The organism is Arthrobacter caoxuetaonis (assembly GCF_023921125.1).
Taxonomy (GTDB): Bacteria; Actinomycetota; Actinomycetes; order Actinomycetales; family Micrococcaceae; genus Arthrobacter_B; species Arthrobacter_B caoxuetaonis.
In genome coordinates, this window is sequence record NZ_CP099466.1 from 3,429,968 (window position 1) to 3,443,727 (window position 13,760).

The following is a 13,760-nucleotide window of genomic DNA, read 5'->3' on the forward strand; positions in this document are numbered from 1 at the left end:
TGTCAGGGACGCGGTCAGTAGGAGAACACGGTGTCAACGGCGTCCAGGAGCCGGTCGATATCCGGAAGGTAGTGTTCCTCCACGGCAGCCACCGGATAGGGCATGTGGAAGCCTCCCACCCGGATCACCGGTGCCTCCAGGTGCAGGAAGGCCCGTTCACTGACGCGGGCCGCGATCTCTCCGCCGATCCCGCCGAAGGTGGGGGCTTCATGGGTGACGATCAGGCGTCCGGTGCGGCGGACAGAATCCGTGACGGTGTCAAAGTCGATGGGCGAGATGGACCGCAGGTCGATCACCTCGATGCTGCGCCCGTCCTCCGCCGCCGCCTCTGCGGCTGCCAAGGCAACAGGCACCAGCGGCCCATAGGCGACGATGGTGGCGTCGGTGCCCTGGCGCACCACGTGCGCCGAGAAGGGGTCACCTGCCGGGGCTGCGGTGTCCACTTCACCCTTGAGCCAGTAGCGGCGCTTGGGCTCGAAAACGATGACCGGATCCTGGCCGGACATGGCCTGCTGGATCATCCAGTAGCCGTCCTGCGGATTGGACGGCGTGAGGATCCGGATTCCGGCGGTGTGCGCGAAAAGCGCCTCCGGAGATTCCGAATGGTGCTCGATCGATCCGATGCCGCCGCCGTAGGGAATGCGGATGACCACGGGAGCGCTCAGCGCCCCTTCACTGCGGGAGCGCATCTTGGCCAGCTGCGTGGTGATCTGGTTGAAGCCAGGGAAGACGAAGCCGTCGAACTGGATCTCGCAGACGGGCCGGTAACCCCGCAGCGCCAGGCCGATCGCCGTGCCGATAATTCCGGATTCGGCGAGGGGCGTGTCGACCACGCGGTCGGCACCAAACTCCGCCTTGAGTCCTTCAGTGATCCGGTAAACCCCGCCCAGGGAACCAATGTCCTCCCCCATAAGCAGTGCCTTCGGGTTGTCAGCCAGGCCGGCGCGCAGCCCTGCATTGATGGCCTTCGCCATGGTCATGGTGCTCATTCGCCGGCTTCCTCCGCGTCTTCCTCGTCATCGTCGGCAAATCCGTCTTCGTAGGCCTGGTGGAACGCCAGCTCCTCGCGGATCAAGGGGTGGGGGTCCGCGTAGACGTCAGTAAAGGAATCCTCGAACACCGGGGGTTCCATCGCCTGGACATCGGCACGAAGCTTTGCCGCAAGCTCGTCGCCCTCTGCAGCCAGCGCAGCGAAGAAAGCATCGTCGCCGCCGCCGCTGGAACGGAGGTACTTTTCCAGCCGGAGCAGCGGATCACGCGTGGTCCACGCCTGCTCATCCGCAGACAAACGGTACTTGGTGGGGTCGTCCGCAGTTGTGTGGGCGCTCATCCGGTAGGTGAACGCTTCGATCAGCACGGGGCCCTTGCCGGAGCGGGCGTGTTCAAGGGCCCACCGGGTCACGGCATGCACGGCCAGGACGTCGTTGCCGTCCACCCGGATACCCGGGAACCCGTAACCCTGGGCGCGGTTTGCCAGCGGAATCCGTGACTGGACTTCCGTCGGAACGGAGATGGCCCAGTGGTTGTTCTGGCAGAAGAAGACCACCGGAGCGTCATAGGAGGCGGCGAAGACCATGGCTTCGTGGACGTCGCCTTCCGAGCTGGCGCCGTCGCCGAAGTAGGCAACTGTGGCGCCCGCGGGGACCGACGGATCTGCTGCCTGGTCCCTGGCCATGCCCATGGCGTAGCCCACTGCGTGCGGCACCTGTGCGGCGAGGACCAGTGTGTACAGGTGGAAGTTGGATTCCCTGGGGTCCCAGCCGCCGTGGGAGATGCCGCGGAAGCGGCGCAGGAGGTGGGAGAGTTCAAGCCCGCGGGTCAGGGCAACGCCGTGCTCGCGGTACGTGGGGAAGACGTAGTCCTGGGCGGCGAGGGCACGGCCGGAACCGATCTGCGCCCCTTCCTGCCCGGTCAGGGGAACCCACATGACCAGTTCGCCCTGCCGCTGGAGGGCGGTTGCCTCGATATCGAAGCGCCGGATGAGGAACATGTCCCGGTAGAAGGACCGGAGCACTTCGGCGTCGACGTCCAGGGCGTACTGCTCATACAGCTGGTGGCCAACCCGTTCGCCGTCCGGCGTGAGGAGCTGGACCATTCCCTCGGGCGCGCTGCCGGCAGCACGCATGAGGGTTTCGTCCAGCTCCGCCGAATCGAATTCGCTGGCGGGCAGGTGCTCCAGGGCCATACTTCTCCTCGCCGGGCGGGCCGTTGCCCTGCCCCCGCTAGAAATATGCCACACCAGGAATACATACCTGTCATGACATATACGTGGAAGTTACTTCCCACAGCCTAACGAGGGCAGTGCCCCAACAAGCACTTAAGACACGCTAGGAAACCCGGGGGCCTTTTGTATAGGTTGCACATAAAGCGAGGAAACGGGAGTTGGCTTCCGCCTCGCCGATCGTTACCCGGACGCCTTCGGTTCCGAAAGCCCGGACGGACAGTGCCTGCTGCTCCGCCAGCACTGCAAACTCGGGAGTATTCTCGCCGAGGGCCAGCCAGACGAAGTTCCCTTCAGCCTGCGGAATGTCCCATCCCAACGCCTTCAGCCCGTCCACAACACGGGTCCGTTCCGCGACGAGCGCTTGTATTCTTTCCACAAGTTCGCTGTGGTGGCGCAGGGAAGCGACGGCGGCCTGTTCGGCAATTTGCGACACGGCAAAAGGCACGGCTGCCACCCGCAGGTACTGGGTCAGGTGGGGATGCGAGATGGAATAACCCACCCGCAGCCCTGCCAGTCCGGCACCCTTGGAGAAGGTGCGCAGGACCACGACGTTCTGGTGCCGGCGGTACACATCGACACCGTTGACCGCCTCCGGGTCGCGGACGAAGTCCTCGTATGCCTCGTCGATCACGACGATGACGTCCTCGGGGACCTTCGCCAGGAAACCTTCCACTTCATCCCGGGTCAGCACCGGCCCGGTGGGATTGTTCGGGGTGCACAGGAGAACCATCTTGGTCCGGTCGGTCACCGCTGCCGCCATGGCGTCAAGGTCATGGTGCCCGTCGCTGCGCAGCGGAACCTGGACATCCCGTGCTCCGGAGAGACCGACGGAAATGGGATAGGCCTCGAAGGAGCGCCAGGGATAGACCACTTCATCCTGGACACCGTCCTCGTTCTGGCCCGTGAAAGTGGCCAGCAGCTGGTTCAGGGCACCAAGGCTGCCGGCGCCGGTAACGATGTCTTCGGCGGGAACATCAAGGAAGGACGCAAGCTCGGTGCGGAGCGCAGTGGCCAGCGGGTCCGGATAGCGGTTGACGTTCGGGTGGGCACTGATGGCCTCAAGCACCGACGGCAGCGGCGGGAAGGGATTCTCGTTGGAGGAGAGCTTGTAGCTCTCGAGCCCTTCAATCACCACGGGCGGCTTCCCGGCGGCGTAGCGCGGCAACCGGTCTACGACGGGGCGCGGGCGGATACCGGGCGCCGGAACGGACGCAGCGTTGATGTCATTCTCGGTAGTGGTCATGGCTTAAGACTAATGCTCAAATGGTGGTGCCATTGTGACGTGCTCCACAGCCGGCCGCTCCACGGTCTTGGGAACAGAACACCGGCTGTGCCAGCATGGGAGCATGCGCCTGCTGCTGCAAATCCTCGTTAATGGCCTGGCCCTCTGGGTAGCCGGCTGGATCCTGCCCGGAATCACCGTCAGTGAATCAGGAACCATGACCGGAAACGAGACGCTGGACGTAGTGCTGGCGTACCTGTTCATCGGCCTGGTCTTCGGCGTGGTGAATGCCCTGGTCCGCCCCATCGTCCGTCTGCTGGCCTTGCCGCTGACGATCCTGACCCTGGGACTCTTCTCCATCATCATCAATGCCGGCATGCTGATGCTCACCTCCTGGCTCACCAGTTTCACGCCGGTGCATTTCGCGGTCGATTCCTTCTTCTGGACCGCAATACTCGCCTCGATCATCATCAGCATCGTGTCCATGGTGGCGGGTTCCCTCACCGGATCACGCCGCTAGCCTTTCCTTCCTGCAGCTTTGCCATCCGCCCCCGGCGGTGCCTGCTGCTGCGCCGGCTTGTGCGCTTGCTGCGGCGCTCCCTTCGGCACAACCGCCGCAAAGGGAGGCGCCGCCCGGCTGAGCCGGTACAACTGCCGCGTTGCCGTGCCGCCTGCTCCCATCACTGCCGCCAACCCGTCCAAGGACTCCCGCAGGGACGGATCCGTGCTGGCATCGGCGGCTGCCGCGCCCGCGGTGTAGACCGGCAGCTTGTGTGCCGGCCCAAGCCCCTGATCCTCGACGGCCACTCCCGGAACGGGGCCGCCCAGGGTCATGGTGACACGATTGGGGCGGTCCGGGTTGGAGGTACCGTCAGCTCCCGGAACCCAATCCAGCACATGCTCCAGGTGCAGCGCCTGGGTCCCGGCGGGGATCTCGGCGTCACCAGCCGGAGCGGCGGCTGTGAGAAGGTACCGAACCTCCGCGCCCGTGGTGTCCTGGATCGGTCCGACGGCATTGGCGGCATGGATTCCGCCCTGGCTGTAGCCGACCAGGATCACGGCGTCCCCGGCCTCCAGTTCCGCCTGGCGCAGTGCCTCCGCGACGGCTGCCGCAAGATACCGGCTCTGATGGGCGCGGCTTTCAACAACGCCGTAAGTGTCGAAGGGGTTTTCTCCGGCGGTGAGCCCGCCTGCCTGGGTTCCCGGGAGCGTCACCACGAAGACCGGGCCCTCCGGACCTTCCAGCCGCAGCACCTCGATCACGCCGGGATCATTCTCCTCCAGCAGGACGGCACTCCGCTCAAGCAATCCGGCAGCGGTTGCTTCCACGTACACCTGCTCACCGGACCGGCCGGATTTTTCGACCTCGATCCTGCGCAGCCCCCTCCGTCCGGGAGAAACCGCTCCCGCCAGCACTTTGAGGACACCCTCGTCGAAGACCCGCAAAGGCAAGGTTTCGGCGACGGCGCGTTCAGGGAACCCTGCGGCTCCCCGCCCCAGGGCGAGCAGGCTGAGAGCGGTGACCAACGGAAGCCGGTCCGTCCGCTCCATCTGGCCCTCAACCTCGCGGTAGCGCGCAACCGCGGTCATCAGATCCTGTGCGGCCTCGTCGACCATGAGCCGGCACCGCTCCAGCTGTGCGGCTGCCTCGGAGAGTTTCTCCATGGCAGCAGCAGCGGCCGGAGTGGCGCTGTTCCGGATATATCCGTCCTCCGCATACTGGCTACGCCGGAGCTCCCGCGAGATCCCCTCCATCCGTTCCACTGCGCCCCGGAGGACCGCTGCCCGGGATTCGAGGGACTCGAATTCCACCATGACCGACCCGGCACCGCCCCGCACCCGGTATTCCGTGGCCGGGGCGCTGCCCTGCATGCCTAATTCCATGCCCACGCCTCCTCCTCGGCTGCGGCAGCCACTTCCCGGCGGGCCTGCACCGAAAGTGCCAGCGATTCAAGGCACGAGGCGAGCGTCCGTGCACCCTGCTGCACGCACTGCTCGAACTGCCGGCCAGCCGGCGAGCGCCAGGCGTTTTCGTCGACGGAGACCAGGCTGCGCTGTATGTCCCGCAGTTCTTCCGCCAGCCCGTCCAGCTTCAGCGCACCACGCCGGATTTCCTCCCCCTGTCCGGGAAGGCATCTTTCCCACGGTTCGTCCATCCTGTTTGCCTTCCTCTTCCTGCCGCCGGCGCCCCGCCCGCCAGCCAGACGCCGCATCCTGGCCCCAGAGGCAAAACTAAGGACGGGTGCCGTTGGACAAACCGCCGGAACCACCAGCTGTGGACAGGGAGCCCGTCATCACGGCACTGTGGGGGAACATCCGGCCCGCCGTCACAGAGCAGGCCGCCAGGCCGAACGTGGAAGAATTGCCCTATGGCCGATTCTGCTTCCGCACCCCGCGTCCCCCTTGCCTCCGTGACCCCAGCGATCGCGCTGGGCCCGCTGGACGGGCGCTACCGCTCCGCGACCGCCCCGCTGGTCGATTACCTCTCCGAAGCCGCCTTGAACCGCGACCGGACCCACGTTGAGGTGGAGTGGCTGATCCACCTGACCTCGAACTCCGTACTTCCCGGCACCTCGCCGCTCACCGCCGGACAGCAGGCCGCCCTGCGCGAAATCGTGTCCGGCTTCGACGGCAGCTCCGTCAACGAACTGGCCGAAATCGAGCAGGTCACCGTCCATGACGTAAAGGCCGTCGAGTACTTCATCGGCCGCCGCCTGGCCGCTATCGGCATCGAAGACCTGACCAGCCTGGTGCACTTCGGGTGCACCTCCGAGGACATCAACAACCTCTCCTACGCCCTGGGCGTCAAGGGCGCCGTGGAGAACGTCTGGCTGCCCGCAGCCCGCGACCTGGTGAACCGGATTGCCGCCATGGCCGAAGACACCCGCGCCGTGCCGATGCTCTCCCGCACCCACGGCCAGCCCGCCACCCCCACCACTTTGGGCAAGGAACTGGCGGTGACGGCCCACCGCCTGACCCGGCAGCTGGACCGCGTTGCCGGCACCGAGTTCCTGGGCAAGATCAACGGTGCCACCGGAACCTTCGCCGCGCACTACGCCTCTGTTCCCGGAGCGGACTGGCAGCAGGTCGCCAAGTCCTTCGTGGAGCACCTGGGCCTGACCTGGAACCCCCTCACCACCCAGATCGAATCCCACGACTGGCAGGCTGAGCTGTACGCCGACATGGCCCGTTTCAACCGGATCCTGCACAACTTCTGCACGGATGTCTGGAGCTACATCTCCATCGGCTACTTCGCCCAGATCCCCGTGGCCGGAGCAACCGGCTCCTCCACCATGCCGCACAAGGTTAACCCGATCCGCTTCGAGAACGCTGAGGCCAACCTGGAGATCTCCAACGGGCTGCTGGACACCCTTGCCTCCACTCTGGTGACCTCCCGCTGGCAGCGTGACCTGACGGATTCCTCTTCCCAGCGCAACATCGGCGTCGCCTTCGGCCACTCCCTTCTGGCCATCTCCAACGTGGCCAAGGGCCTGGAGCGCCTGAACGTCGCCGAGGACGTCCTCGCAGCGGACCTGGACACCAACTGGGAAGTCCTGGGAGAAGCTATCCAGATGGTCATGCGCGCCGAAGCGATTGCCGGCGCACCGGGCATGGAGAACCCCTACGAACGGCTCAAGGAACTGACCCGCGGCCACCGCGTGGATGCCGAGCGTATGAAGGAGTTCGTCTCCGGCCTCGGCCTGCCCGCCGAAGCCGAGGCACGCCTGCTCGCGCTCACCCCGGCCACCTACACCGGCATTGCCGACGCGCTGGTGGATCACCTGAAGAAGTAAGCCTTAACGCACGACGGCGGGAGGCCGGGTTGAGTACCCGGCCTCCCGCCGTCGTTGTTAAGCGGTCATCGTCCTGCCGGCCCGGGGAACGTTAGGGTGGGCCCATGACAGGATTTCCCCAGCTGCTCCAGCCGGTTCTGGACACTCCCGATGTGCGGGGGCTGGCGGAGTTCTACCGCCATCTCCTCGGGCTCCGGTACCGCCCGGGAGACGAGCCTGTCCCTCAGGGCACGGCGGACACCTCTGACTGGCTCGTCCTCACGGATGATCAGGGCAACACAAAGCTGGCTTTCCAGGAGGCTGAGCAGCTTCAACCCACCACCTGGCCCAGCCCGGAGGTGCCCATGCAGATGCACCTCGACCTCACCGTTCCCGACCGGCAGGCCTTGGAAGACCAGCACGCCAGGGCCCTGGCTTTGGGGGCGAAACTGCTCCTGGACCGCACGGAAGATCCCGATGAGCCCCTATACGTCTACGCCGATCCTGCGGGGCATCCGTTCTGCATCTTCGTTGGCTGACGCGGTACCAGCCGAAGGCTAGTCCGCTGCAGCCAGCTGGCCGCAGGCGCCGTCGATTTCCTTGCCGCGGGTGTCGCGGACCGTGGTGGGAACACCGGCGTCGATCAGGGTGTCGATGAACTCCTGGATCACCTCGGGTTCCGGGGACGTCCAGATCGAGCCCGGGGTCGGGTTCAGCGGAATCGGGTTCACGTGGACCCAGCCGCGGCCGCGGGAGTTCAGCTTCTTGGCCAGCAGGGCGGCACGCCACGGGTGGTCGTTCATGTCCTTGATCAGCGCATATTCGATCGAGACGCGGCGGCCGGTGGTGCGGTAGTAGTGGTACGCGGCGTCGAGCGCTTCGTCGACCTTCCAGCGGCTGTTGACCGGAATCAGGTCATCACGCAGCTCGTCATCCGGAGCGTGCAGGCTCAGTGCGAAGGTGACCGGGATGTTCTCATCGGCCAGCTTCTTGATGGCGGGAACCAGGCCCACCGTGGACACGGTGATGTTCCGGGCGCTCATGCCCAGACCCTCGGGGGCTTCGGCAGCCATCCGGTGGACGGCGTTCATGACCCGCTTGTAGTTGGCCAGGGGTTCACCCATGCCCATGAAGACAATGTTGGTGACGCGCTCGGCGTCGTGGCCGCCGTCGCGCCGCTTGCCGCCCAGTCCGCCTTCGGCGATGACCCGGTTGGCCTGGACAATCTGGTCCAGGATTTCCGCGGCGGACATGTTGCGGGTCAATCCGGCCTGGCCGGTGGCGCAGAACGGGCAGTTCATGCCGCAGCCGCACTGGCTGGACACGCACAGGGTGATCCGGCCCGGGTAGCGCATCAGCACGGATTCCACGAGCGAGCCGTCGAAGAGCCGCCAGAGGAACTTGATGGTGTCCCCCTTGTCCGTGGTCAGGCGCTTCACCTCGGTGAGCAGGGTGGGGAACATTTCCTTGACCAGCTCATCGCGACGCTCCTTGGGGAGGTCGCTCATCTTCTCGGGGTCGGTGGTGTAGTGCTGGAAGTAGTGCACCGAGAGCTGCTTGGCGCGGAACGCCGGCAGGCCCAGGGACTTCAGCTTCTCCTGGCGCTCCGCCAGGGTCAGGTCCGCGAGGTGTTCCGGCGGCTGGGATACGCGCGGCGACTTGAACTGCAGCAGGGGCCGGCCGTCGGGTTCTTTGGCCTGCTCCCAGCCTTCAGTTGCGGGACGCACCTGCGGCACGGCGCCGGCGCTCGGGGCAGCGGGAAAATTCTTGGGGGAAGTCATCCCTTCCATTTTTGCACGCCTCGCGGAATCCCGTTTTTGGCTTAGCCCAGTTCTCACACAGCGGAAACACGCAGGAAACCGGCGCTTCGTAGATTGAGGTGAACCAGTCCGGCAGCCTTGCCCCAGGAGGAACATGTGCAGTTCCCGCTAACCCCGAGCCTGAGCATCCGAGAGGTGCCGTGGTCCAACCCGGTGGGCGCCGACCTGCGGCGGGCGCAGCAGGCTGAGCTGGATGCCCGGTTCGGCGGGATCGACCATGATCCCGCTCCCCCGACGGAGGCGGATACGGCGGTCTTCGTGATTGCCTACGAGCGCAGCTCCGGCCAGCCGCTGGGCTGCGGCGGGCTGCGGCGGCTCGACGAGTCCACCGCCGAGGTCAAGCGGATCTATGTCCTGCCCTACGCCCGGGGCTCCGGCGTCGCGACGACGGTGCTGTCCGCACTGGAATTCCGTGCCCGTGCAGCGGGCTACAGGGTCATCACCGCGGAGGCCGGATCAGCCCAGTCGGACGGCAGGAAGTTCTACGAACATGCCGGTTACACGCTGGTTCCGAATTTCGGTCCGTACACCGGCCTGCCGCATTCCACCTGTTATGCCAAGGTGATTGAGCCCGGACTGCGGTCGACGGCTCTGAGCACCTCTTTCCCGGGGACCGGGAAGTCCCGGCGGATTTCTCCGGATGCGTTCTAGCCGGCCTCGAGCGGGCGGGCGTGCCCGCGCGGCGGCAGGGGAACAATCGGGGACGTCCTCTGCTGGTACTGCGCGTACGCAGGGTAGCGGCTCCTCGAAATGCTCTCGGTAAAGACAGTGGACCCGGCAAAGAGCAGCGTGAGCAGCAGCGGGCCGGTGATCGTGACGTGCAGCCAGGTTCCGGAAGCCGCAATCGCGAAGCCGTAGAACAGCCACCACTGGGCCTGTTCGAAGAAGAAATTGGGATGCCTGGAATAGTGGAAGAGGCCGGTCTGCACGAAACCTGTTTCCGGCTTTCTTCCGGCGGCCTTCTCCGCTTTCTTCCACTGCTGGAAGTTCCACTGCTGCCGGTCTGCCGTCGTCTCGCCCGCCAGGGCAGCGAGAAAGAGGGCAGCCAGGATCCAGTCCCAGGGACCAAGCGGACGCGGGTTCTCGTACGCTGTCAGCGCCGGCAGCGTCATCAGCCAGATGATGAGGTTCTGGTAGAGGCTGATGAAGCCCAGGTTGAACAGCTGGAACTGCCAGGGACGCATACGACGGCGGAGGATGCCCCAGCGGTAGTCTTCCCCGCCCGGCGCGTACCCGCCCTTGCGCGCGAAATTGAAGGTCAGCCTGGCGCCCCACAGGCTAACCAGCACGGCCATCAGCACCAGCCGCGCATCCCAGCCGGACGCCGCGGCGAAGACCCACACGTAGGCCACGGGCGTCAGCGACCAGATGCGGTCGGTCCAGGAGTATTCGCGGGTGATCAGCGATAGCACCCAGGTGGCCAGGGCGGTTGCGGCAAAGATCCAGAGACAGACACGAACCGGGTCCATCCTTGGAGAATACGGCGGTACCGGCGCCGGCGGCAGGCTTTGCCGGCCTTCCGCCGTTACGGGCGCTACATCCGTGCGGAGTCGTCAGAGCCTTTGATGGCCCGGGCGACGCTGGCCAGGTGGGCTGCCATCGCTTCCTCCGCCCTCCGGCGGTTCCGGGAGCAAATGGCGTCGACGACGGCGAGGTGTTCGGGGAGCGAGACGGCCGGGCGGCCGGGCTGCATGGCCAGCCGGAACTGGTACCGCACACTCTGTCCGCGCAGCCGCTCGATTGTGGCCGCGGCGGTGCGCTGGCCGCTGATGTCGATGATCCTCTGGTGCAGTTCCTGGTTGGCCTTCGAGTAGCTGAGCAGGTCCCCGGCAGCCACGGATTCTTCCATCCGGCGTGCGAGGCCGCGAAGCTCGGAGATGCCCTCCGCGGTAATCCTCTCGGCGGCCTTGCCCGCGCACAGGGCTTCGACGGCGGAGCGCACTTCGACGATCTCGATGGCCTCTTCTTTGGAGACAGCCCGGACGCGTGCTCCGCGGTTCTGGATCCGTTCCACCAGTCCTTCGACCGTCAGCTCGGCCAGCGCCGAGCGCACCGTGGACCGGCTGGCGTTGTAGTCGCCGCAGAGGTCGGCCTCCACGAGGCGCTGGTTGGGTGCGAGCTCACCGGCGCGGATAGCCGAGCGGATCGCGGCAACCACCGCTCCGATGTCCGTGGATACCGCAGAAGTACGAGCCATCACTCTCCAGGTTTCACAACTATCTTGTTGACAAAAAGGTAGCATCTGCAGGAAACGGTGGCCCTGCCGGGTGCGCGGGTCGTTGCACTTGGCCGGAATCCGGTGGAGTATTCGGGAACACTCTGAACCTTTTGAAGGACCATCAATGACAACGGCTACTGTTCTGGGTCTCGGCGAAGCCGGGCGGATCTACGCGGCTGGTCTCGCCGCGGCGGGGTTCCGGGTGTTGGCCTACGATCCCTATACCGACGCACGGGCGGAAGGCATAGACCAGCGCAGCACCCTGCGCGAAGCCCTTGCGGGGTCCGATGTCGTAATCAGCCTGGTGGGTGCCGCGGCCGCCGAAGCCGTAGCCGCCGACGCACTGGAGCTTGCACCGCCGTCGGCCGTGTATGCGGACTTCAACACGGCCTCTCCGCTCGCCAAAAAGGCCATGGCTGCAGCCGCGCAGGTGCTCGGCATCCGGTTCGCGGACGTCGCGGTGCTGGCACCCGTTCCCCGCAGCGGGATCCACACTCCCCTGCTGGCCAGCGGAGACGGTGCGGAAGCCGCCGTCGAGCTCTTTTCCCGCCGTGGTGTCCCCATCGAGCCGATCGGAGCCGAGGCCGGCGACGCCGCTGCCCGGAAACTGGTTCGCAGCATCTTTATGAAGGGGCTGGCTGCCCTGGTGATCGAGACCGCGCAGGTAGGGGACATCGCCGGCGTCGGGGAATGGATCCGCAAACAGATGGCAGCCGAATTGGGGCCCGACGGCGATGCGATGCTGGAGCGGCTGTTTTCCGGTACGGCTGCCCATGCCCCGCGGCGCAGGCACGAGGTGCAGGACGCGCTGGACTACGCGCGGGAGGTGGGCGCCAGGTCTTCGATGACCGAGGGGACCCTGGACTGGCTGGCCTGGATCGAAGCGAACGGGCTTCCGGTTGGCGGACAGGAAGGAACGAACGATGCGCCGTGAGCTTACTGAACCGTCGGCCCGCGCCCGGGAGCTGGTGAAGGGCGGATACGACGTCCACGTCCACATTGCCCCGGACGTGATGGAGCGGAGGATTGATGATGTGGATCTCGCCGTGAGGTTCCGCGACCTCGGGATGGCCGGCTTTGTCCTGAAGTCCCACTACGTGCCGACGGCGGAGCGGGCGGCAGTGGTCCGCAAGGTGAGCCCGGATGTCGACGTGCTGGGCGCCATCACCCTCAACGCCTCGGTGGGCGGGATGAATCCCATAGCCGTGGAAGTGGCAGCGCGGAGCGGAGCGCAGTTTGTCTGGCTGCCCACCGTGGACAGTTCCAACCAGCGCAGCTGCCTGGCCGAGGAGCCCGACGGCGCCACCCCGCCCATGTGGGCGCAGCTCCAGGAGGACCTGCGGAACGCCGGCATGGCGGCTGACGCGGTGGAGCCGCTGGCCGAAGACGGGTCCCTGCGGACCGAAACGCTGCAGGTGCTGGACCTGATCGCCAAGCATGACCTCACCCTGGCCACGGGGCACCTGCATGCGGCTGAGTCGGCGGCGGTCGTTCCCGCTGCCCTTGAGCGCGGTGTACGGCGCATCGTCATCACCCACCCGGAATTCACGTCCCAGCGCATGGCCCTGGACCGGCAGGTCGAGCTGGCGGCCCAGGGTGCACTGCTGGAGCGCTGCCTGACCACTCCCCTCACCGGCAAGGTCGACTGGGACCTGTGGTTCTCCAATATCCGCTCCGCCGGACCGGAGCACTCCGTGATCAGCAGCGACCTGGGCCAGCCGTTCAATCCTCCGGTAGAGGACGGCCTGGCGATCGCCGCGGACCTGCTGCTGCGGGAGGGGTTTACCGATGAGGAGGTGAGGATCATGACCGTGCACAACAGCCGGTGGCTGGCCGGAGCCGATCCGCTCCCCGGCGCGCCCGCCCGGAAGGACCCGGCTAGTAGTCGATCCGGCTGACCGCAGCGTTCCACGCTTCGAAGGGCGCGGTGCGGGTGTCTCCGGAAACCTGGACCACCGGCATGGAGCGCTCCTCGAGCGGAGTGTCGAAGTATTCGTAGAAGACTGCGTCATCGAAGCCGGCGCGCGCGGCGTCGTGCCGGTCCGCGGCGAAAACGACGCGGCCGATCCTGGCCCACAGGGCGGACGCGAGGCACATGGGGCACGGCTCGCAGCTGGTGTAGAGCACGGCCCCGCTCAGGTCGAACGTCTCCAGCGCAGCGCAGGCGTTGCGGATCGCCGTGACTTCGGCGTGGGCGGTGGGGTCGTTGCTGGAGGTTACACGGTTCACGCCGTCGAAGGTCTGTCCGTCCGCCGTGAGGATAACGGCCCCGAACGGTCCGCCGCTGTCGGCGACGTTTGCGGTGGCCAGGTCGATGGCCCGGGCCAGGTAATCGGCATCAGTTCTCATGGGTACTGCCCCCTGCGATCAAAGCCCCGGCGGTCTTTCCGCACGGGAAAATGCCAGGTTGTTAGCACCTGTTCGTGCCCGCCTTCGCAGTGATCAGACTAACATCCCGGCGTGTGCCGGCTTCAGTTGGCGTGTTAGTTTGTCGCTGGTTCGA

Annotated in this window: 15 protein-coding genes; 6 read left to right on the forward strand and 9 right to left on the reverse strand. The window is 66.2% G+C overall.

Annotation, left to right across the window (positions count from 1 at the left end):
- Positions 1-14: 14 nt before the first annotated feature.
- The 3 genes from NF551_RS15905 to NF551_RS15915 form a co-directional block, all read right to left on the reverse strand.
- Positions 15-989 carry an alpha-ketoacid dehydrogenase subunit beta gene (locus tag NF551_RS15905; protein ID WP_227896049.1) on the reverse strand — a complete coding sequence of 325 codons (975 nt, stop codon included), beginning with the start codon at positions 987-989 and terminating at the stop codon, positions 15-17.
- Positions 986-2,185 (reverse strand): pyruvate dehydrogenase (acetyl-transferring) E1 component subunit alpha, encoded by a 1,200-nt coding sequence (gene pdhA / locus NF551_RS15910; protein ID WP_227896050.1) that lies wholly within the window; start codon positions 2,183-2,185, stop codon positions 986-988. Before pdhA ends, NF551_RS15905 begins: the two co-directional genes overlap by 4 nt.
- A gap of 142 nt (positions 2,186-2,327) precedes the next feature.
- A complete protein-coding gene (locus NF551_RS15915) occupies positions 2,328-3,467 on the reverse strand; it encodes a histidinol-phosphate transaminase (protein ID WP_227896051.1) in 1,140 nt (379 codons plus the stop codon).
- Positions 3,468-3,570: 103 nt separating this feature from the next.
- Between NF551_RS15915 and NF551_RS15920 the strand changes: the two genes are divergently transcribed.
- Positions 3,571-3,966 carry a phage holin family protein gene (locus tag NF551_RS15920; RefSeq protein ID WP_227896052.1) on the forward strand — a complete coding sequence of 132 codons (396 nt, stop codon included), beginning with the start codon at positions 3,571-3,573 and terminating at the stop codon, positions 3,964-3,966.
- On the opposite strand, the gene NF551_RS15925 is transcribed toward NF551_RS15920, so the two are convergent.
- Complete coding sequence (locus NF551_RS15925; RefSeq protein WP_227896053.1) at positions 3,963-5,330, reverse strand: alpha/beta hydrolase; 1,368 nt, start codon at positions 5,328-5,330, stop codon at positions 3,963-3,965. The two genes, NF551_RS15920 and NF551_RS15925, sit on opposite strands and share 4 nt — an antisense overlap.
- On the reverse strand, positions 5,321-5,602 hold the full coding sequence (locus NF551_RS15930) for a hypothetical protein (protein ID WP_227896054.1): 282 nt from the start codon (positions 5,600-5,602) through the stop codon (positions 5,321-5,323). The genes NF551_RS15925 and NF551_RS15930 overlap by 10 nt, the downstream gene beginning before the upstream one ends.
- Positions 5,603-5,815: 213 nt before the next feature.
- On the opposite strand from NF551_RS15930, the gene purB reads away from it, so the two are divergent.
- Positions 5,816-7,240: an adenylosuccinate lyase gene (purB, locus tag NF551_RS15935; protein WP_227896055.1), complete on the forward strand. Its 1,425-nt coding sequence runs from the start codon at positions 5,816-5,818 to the stop codon at positions 7,238-7,240.
- 104 nt (positions 7,241-7,344) lie between these two features.
- Positions 7,345-7,758 carry a VOC family protein gene (locus NF551_RS15940; protein ID WP_227896056.1) on the forward strand — a complete coding sequence of 138 codons (414 nt, stop codon included), beginning with the start codon at positions 7,345-7,347 and terminating at the stop codon, positions 7,756-7,758.
- Positions 7,759-7,776: 18 nt separating this feature from the next.
- On the opposite strand, the gene rlmN is transcribed toward NF551_RS15940, so the two are convergent.
- On the reverse strand, positions 7,777-9,000 hold the full coding sequence (gene rlmN / locus NF551_RS15945) for a dual-specificity RNA methyltransferase RlmN (RefSeq protein WP_442860593.1): 1,224 nt from the start codon (positions 8,998-9,000) through the stop codon (positions 7,777-7,779).
- A gap of 135 nt (positions 9,001-9,135) precedes the next feature.
- On the opposite strand from rlmN, the gene NF551_RS15950 reads away from it, so the two are divergent.
- Positions 9,136-9,690: a GNAT family N-acetyltransferase gene (locus NF551_RS15950; protein ID WP_227896058.1), complete on the forward strand. Its 555-nt coding sequence runs from the start codon at positions 9,136-9,138 to the stop codon at positions 9,688-9,690.
- On the opposite strand, the gene NF551_RS15955 is transcribed toward NF551_RS15950, so the two are convergent.
- Together NF551_RS15955 and NF551_RS15960 are read right to left on the reverse strand one after the other, a co-directional pair.
- Positions 9,687-10,508 carry a DUF1295 domain-containing protein gene (locus tag NF551_RS15955; RefSeq protein WP_227896059.1) on the reverse strand — a complete coding sequence of 274 codons (822 nt, stop codon included), beginning with the start codon at positions 10,506-10,508 and terminating at the stop codon, positions 9,687-9,689. The two genes, NF551_RS15950 and NF551_RS15955, sit on opposite strands and share 4 nt — an antisense overlap.
- Before the next feature lie 65 nt (positions 10,509-10,573).
- Positions 10,574-11,236: a GntR family transcriptional regulator gene (locus NF551_RS15960; protein ID WP_227896060.1), complete on the reverse strand. Its 663-nt coding sequence runs from the start codon at positions 11,234-11,236 to the stop codon at positions 10,574-10,576.
- Between the two features lie 70 nt (positions 11,237-11,306).
- Between NF551_RS15960 and NF551_RS15965 the strand changes: the two genes are divergently transcribed.
- Both NF551_RS15965 and NF551_RS15970 read left to right on the forward strand, forming a co-directional pair.
- Entirely contained in the window at positions 11,307-12,191 is an 885-nt protein-coding gene (locus NF551_RS15965) for an NAD(P)-binding domain-containing protein (RefSeq protein ID WP_227896061.1), read from the forward strand.
- Positions 12,181-13,155, forward strand: a complete 975-nt coding sequence (locus NF551_RS15970) for a DUF6282 family protein (RefSeq protein ID WP_227896062.1) — start codon at positions 12,181-12,183, stop codon at positions 13,153-13,155. The genes NF551_RS15965 and NF551_RS15970 overlap by 11 nt, the downstream gene beginning before the upstream one ends.
- Here the strand turns inward: NF551_RS15970 and NF551_RS15975 are convergent.
- Entirely contained in the window at positions 13,136-13,606 is a 471-nt protein-coding gene (locus NF551_RS15975) for a nucleoside deaminase (protein ID WP_227896063.1), read from the reverse strand. The genes NF551_RS15970 and NF551_RS15975 overlap by 20 nt on opposite strands.
- Positions 13,607-13,760 lie beyond the last annotated feature (154 nt).

What these genes read in the sequence shown, in the direction of transcription:
- NF551_RS15905 (WP_227896049.1), bottom strand. Translation starts at nt 989, where the DNA reads ATGAGCACCATGACCATGGCGAAGGCCATCAATGCAGGGCTGCGCGCC.
- pdhA (WP_227896050.1), bottom strand. Translation starts at nt 2,185, where the DNA reads ATGGCCCTGGAGCACCTGCCCGCCAGCGAATTCGATTCGGCGGAGCTG.
- NF551_RS15915 (WP_227896051.1), bottom strand. Translation starts at nt 3,467, where the DNA reads ATGACCACTACCGAGAATGACATCAACGCTGCGTCCGTTCCGGCGCCC.
- NF551_RS15920 (WP_227896052.1), top strand. Translation starts at nt 3,571, where the DNA reads ATGCGCCTGCTGCTGCAAATCCTCGTTAATGGCCTGGCCCTCTGGGTA.
- NF551_RS15925 (WP_227896053.1), bottom strand. Translation starts at nt 5,330, where the DNA reads ATGGAATTAGGCATGCAGGGCAGCGCCCCGGCCACGGAATACCGGGTG.
- NF551_RS15930 (WP_227896054.1), bottom strand. Translation starts at nt 5,602, where the DNA reads ATGGACGAACCGTGGGAAAGATGCCTTCCCGGACAGGGGGAGGAAATC.
- purB (WP_227896055.1), top strand. Translation starts at nt 5,816, where the DNA reads ATGGCCGATTCTGCTTCCGCACCCCGCGTCCCCCTTGCCTCCGTGACC.
- NF551_RS15940 (WP_227896056.1), top strand. Translation starts at nt 7,345, where the DNA reads ATGACAGGATTTCCCCAGCTGCTCCAGCCGGTTCTGGACACTCCCGAT.
- rlmN (WP_442860593.1), bottom strand. Translation starts at nt 9,000, where the DNA reads ATGACTTCCCCCAAGAATTTTCCCGCTGCCCCGAGCGCCGGCGCCGTG.
- NF551_RS15955 (WP_227896059.1), bottom strand. Translation starts at nt 10,508, where the DNA reads ATGGACCCGGTTCGTGTCTGTCTCTGGATCTTTGCCGCAACCGCCCTG.
- NF551_RS15960 (WP_227896060.1), bottom strand. Translation starts at nt 11,236, where the DNA reads ATGGCTCGTACTTCTGCGGTATCCACGGACATCGGAGCGGTGGTTGCC.
- NF551_RS15970 (WP_227896062.1), top strand. Translation starts at nt 12,181, where the DNA reads ATGCGCCGTGAGCTTACTGAACCGTCGGCCCGCGCCCGGGAGCTGGTG.
- NF551_RS15975 (WP_227896063.1), bottom strand. Translation starts at nt 13,606, where the DNA reads ATGAGAACTGATGCCGATTACCTGGCCCGGGCCATCGACCTGGCCACC.